Source organism: Pseudoroseomonas ludipueritiae (assembly GCF_014490445.1).
Lineage (GTDB): Bacteria > Pseudomonadota > Alphaproteobacteria > Acetobacterales > Acetobacteraceae > Pseudoroseomonas > Pseudoroseomonas ludipueritiae.
In genome coordinates this window covers 1-3,715 of record NZ_JACTUZ010000254.1, presented here as the reverse complement: position 1 = coordinate 3,715, position 3,715 = coordinate 1, and the positions used below count along the sequence as shown (strand labels likewise).

Below are 3,715 nucleotides of genomic sequence, written 5' to 3'. Positions count from 1 at the left end.
CCGCCTGCACCGCCACGAAGGTGCGGGCGCCTTCCCCGGCCGGGTCGGCGATGCGCGCCAGGGCGGCCTCGGTCAGGGCCTGGGCAGTGGTGCGCCCGGCGGCGAGGTCGGCGGCGGCGGCGGCGAGGGAAGGGGTGGCATCGGGCATGGAAGCGGCGGTCCTCGGAATTGGCCAGGGTGGCGATGCTGCGGCGGGCGCCGCGCTACCGCAACCCCATGTGGGCACCGCGCGGCCCCGGTCTTGTTCGCCGCCCGCGCCATGGGCAAGCTGCGGGGCAGGGGGAGGCCACCAGGGCGAGTCCGGCCTGTGCCGCGCGCCCCTCCGCGCCTGTCCAACCAGCACCGAGGATTCCGAGTTCGATGTCCAAGAAATCCAAGCCCGTCCTGCTGACCGGCGCTTCCGGCAACCTGGGCCGGATGCTGGCGCGGGAGCTGGCGGCACAAGGCTATGCGCTGCGCCTGACCGACCTCACTCCCTTCCCGGACCAGGTGCCGGAAGGCGCCACCTTCACCAAGGCCGACCTGAACGATGGCGTGACGCTGCTGACCCTGGCCGAGGGCTGCCAGGCCATCCTGCATTTCGGCGGCGCTTCCACCGATCAGCCCTTCGAGGTGGTGCTGGGACCCAACCTGCGCGGCCTCTACCATGTCTATGAGGCCGCGCGGCGGGAGGGAGCACGGGTGCTCTTCGCTTCCTCCAACCATGCCATCGGCTTCCACGAGCGGCCGCAGGGCAATGAAGCGAAGCTGGACGCCGGCTGCGAATTCCGCCCGGACAGCTTCTATGGCCTCTCCAAGGCCTATGGCGAGCTGATGGGCCGCCTCTACTGGGACAAGCACGGGGTGGAGAACCTCAATGTCCGCATCGGCTCCTCCTTCCCCGAGCCGGTGGATGCGCGGATGCTGGCCACCTGGCTCTCCTATGGCGACCTCGCGCGGCTCTGCGCCGCCTTTATCGAGGCCCCCAAGGTCGGCCATGCCGTGGTCTGGGGCGCCAGCAACAACGCGGCCACCTTCTGGGGCGGCGACCACCGCGACCGCATCGGCTGGCAGCCCGAGGACAGCGCCGATGCCTTCGCCGGCAAGGTGGGGCAGATCACCTCCGGCAATCCGGTGACCGAGCGCTACCAGGGCGGCGGCTATACCGCCGTGGGCTATAGCCGCGACGGCTTCAGCCCGCGCGACGCCTTCGCACTGGAGGATTGATGCTGGACCTGCGGGCCGGCCCCTGGCGGGCCGCGCTGCTGCCGGAACAGGGCGCCGCCTTCGCGCATCTGGAGCATGACGGCCGCCCGGTGCTGCGGCCGCTGGAGGAAGGTGCCAGCCCACTGACCGGCAAGGCCGGTGCCTTCTGGATGCTGCCCTGGACCAACCGGCTGGATGGCGGCCGCTTCCCCTGCGCTGGGGAGGTATACCACTTCCCGATCGGGGAGCCCGCGGGCAATGCGCTGCACGGTCTGGGGCGGGAGGCCCCCTGGGTGCTGGAGGAAGCCGGCCCCGCCCGCGCCGTGCTGACGCAGCAGCTGCGCCGCGCGCCTTTCGACTATGCCGCGCGGCTGGAGGTGGCGCTGGACCCTGACGGCCTGTCCCTGGCGCTGCGGCTGGAGCACCGGGGCGCGGAGCCCTGCCCGATGGGCATGGGCTGGCACCCCTGGTTCCTGCGCCTGCCCGGCAGCGCGCCGCGCCTGGCGGCCACGCGTCGCATGGTGACCAACGAGCGTAGCCTGCCGCTGCGGGCCGAGCCCAGCGACGGCATCCCGGAAGGCGATGCCGGCTGGATGGGCACCGACCGGCACTTCGCCGGCTGGGACGGCACGGCGGTGCTGCAAAGGCCCGACCTGACAGTGACGCTGCAGGCGGAAGGGGACTGGGCCCATAACCTGCAATTCTATGCCCCCGACCACCTGCCGGTGGTCTGCCTGGAGCCGGTGAGCCATGTGCCGGACGTGATCAACCGCCCTACCCTGGCGGCTTTCGGCGCCATGCGCGTGCTGGCCACCGGGCAGGCGCTGCAAGGCCGCGTGCGGCTGCGCGTGAGTTGAGCCTTCCCGGCCGGCGCGCGGCGGTCCATGCTGCGCGCCATGCCGAAAGCACTCGTCCTCGGGGCCGGGATCATGGGCCTCTGCACCGCCTGGGGCCTCTCGCGCGCCGGCTGGTCCGTCACGGTGGTGGAGCAGGACGCGGTGCCCAACCCGCGCGGCGCCAGCGTGGACGACCACCGGCTGATCCGCCACGCCTATGGCGCCCAGCGCGGCTACATGCGCATGGTGGATGACGCCTTCCGCGCCTGGGACCTGCTGTGGTCCGAATTGGGCGAGAGCTTCTACCACCCAACCGGCGTGCTGGCCCTGGCCAGCGGCCAGGCGGGCTGGCTGGGCGAAAGCCGCGCCGCCCTGGCGGCGGATGACCATGGCTTCGAGGACCTGGACCCCGCCGCCATCCCCGGCCGCTATCCCATGCTGCGCCCGCCGGGTGTCGGTGCCGCCCTGGCCATGCCGGAAGGCGGCGTGCTGCTGGCGCGCCCCATCGTCGCCGCCCTGGCCGGGCATCTGCGGGCGCGCGGCGTGACCTTCGAGCGCGGCCGCGCCTTGGCTCTGGACCCCGCCCGCGCTTCCCTGCGGCTGGAATCCGGCGGGGTGAGGGAGGCCGACCTGCTGGTGGTCGCCGCCGGCCCTTGGGCGCCGCGCCTGCTGCCGGGGCTGGCCGGGCGGGTGGTGGCCTCCCGCCAGATCGTCGTCTACCTGGAGCCGCCGCCGGCGCACCGGGCGCTCTGGGCCAGGGCGCCGATGCTGCTGGACCTTTCGGAGGAAGGCGGCTTCTACGCGGTGCCCCCGGTGGCCGGCACGCCGCTGAAGATCGGCGACCATCGCTTCAGCCGCCAGGGCGATGCCGAGGCGGACCCCCGCGAGGCCACGCCCGCCGAGGCCGAGGCCATCCTCGCCCTGGCGCTTCCCCGGCTGGCGGAGGCCGGCGCCTACCGGATGCTGTCCGCCCGCGCCTGCTACTACGACGTGCAGGATGCTGAGGAATTCGTGGCGGAGCCGTTGGGCCCCCGCGCCTGGGTGATGAGCGGCTTTTCCGGCCATGGCTTCAAGTTCGGCGCGGTGCTGGGGCTGGCCATGGCAGGCGCCGCCAGCGACACCGGCCTTGCCGCCGCCCTGCCGCGCTGGGCCGCCGGAAAGGCGCCGCCTCCGCCCGGCCTCCTGCCGGCGCTGTGCCAAATCCCGACCTGAGGTTTATTGTTGAGACGCTTCCTCGCCAGAAAGCCGGGTCCGGGCTAGACTGCCGCCGCTGGCGGCGAGGAGCGGGATGAGGCGTCTGTTGTTGGGTTCGGTTCTGGGGATGATGGCTGCGCCGGGCATGGCCTGGGCCATCACCCCGGATGGTGCCGTTTCCGACTGCACGCGCCCCGCCTCGCGCGCCGAGCGGGTGATCTGCGCCGATCCTGCCCTACTGGCGGCGGATCGCAACCTGGCTGGCCTGGCGGCGCAATTGCGCCAGCGGGTGCCCGGTCCGGCCGAGGCCGCGGCGGCGCAGATCGACTGGGTGCGCCGGCGCGACCGGATGTGCGCCCCTGGCATATCCCCCGATTGCCTGCAGGTCGCCTATGCCGAGCGTGAAGCCTGGCTCCGCGCCCGCCTGCTGGCGCTGCCGCCGCCCGCCGCCGCGCCTGTGCAGGAGCCTTCGCCGCCGCCCGCCCCCACACCGCAGCCCG

4 protein-coding genes are annotated in these 3,715 nt (G+C 73.3%); all 4 read left to right on the top strand.

Going from position 1 to position 3,715, the window contains the following annotated elements:
* Positions 1-360: 360 nt before the first annotated feature.
* On the top strand, positions 361-1,206 hold the full coding sequence (locus IBL25_RS24965) for an NAD-dependent epimerase/dehydratase family protein (protein WP_187781161.1): 846 nt from the start codon (positions 361-363) through the stop codon (positions 1,204-1,206).
* Positions 1,206-2,042 carry an aldose epimerase family protein gene (locus tag IBL25_RS24960; RefSeq protein ID WP_187781160.1) on the top strand — a complete coding sequence of 279 codons (837 nt, stop codon included), beginning with the start codon at positions 1,206-1,208 and terminating at the stop codon, positions 2,040-2,042. Before IBL25_RS24965 ends, IBL25_RS24960 begins: the two co-directional genes overlap by 1 nt.
* Positions 2,043-2,081: 39 nt before the next feature.
* Entirely contained in the window at positions 2,082-3,233 is a 1,152-nt protein-coding gene (locus IBL25_RS24955) for an FAD-dependent oxidoreductase (protein ID WP_187781159.1), read from the top strand.
* A gap of 127 nt (positions 3,234-3,360) precedes the next feature.
* Positions 3,361-3,715: lysozyme inhibitor LprI family protein (locus IBL25_RS24950; protein ID WP_367615688.1), on the top strand; the 355-nt coding region annotated here is incomplete at its 3' end.

What these genes read in the sequence shown, in the direction of transcription:
- IBL25_RS24965 (WP_187781161.1), top strand. Translation starts at nt 361, where the DNA reads ATGTCCAAGAAATCCAAGCCCGTCCTGCTGACCGGCGCTTCCGGCAAC.
- IBL25_RS24955 (WP_187781159.1), top strand. Translation starts at nt 2,082, where the DNA reads ATGCCGAAAGCACTCGTCCTCGGGGCCGGGATCATGGGCCTCTGCACC.
- IBL25_RS24960 (WP_187781160.1), top strand. Translation starts at nt 1,206, where the DNA reads ATGCTGGACCTGCGGGCCGGCCCCTGGCGGGCCGCGCTGCTGCCGGAA.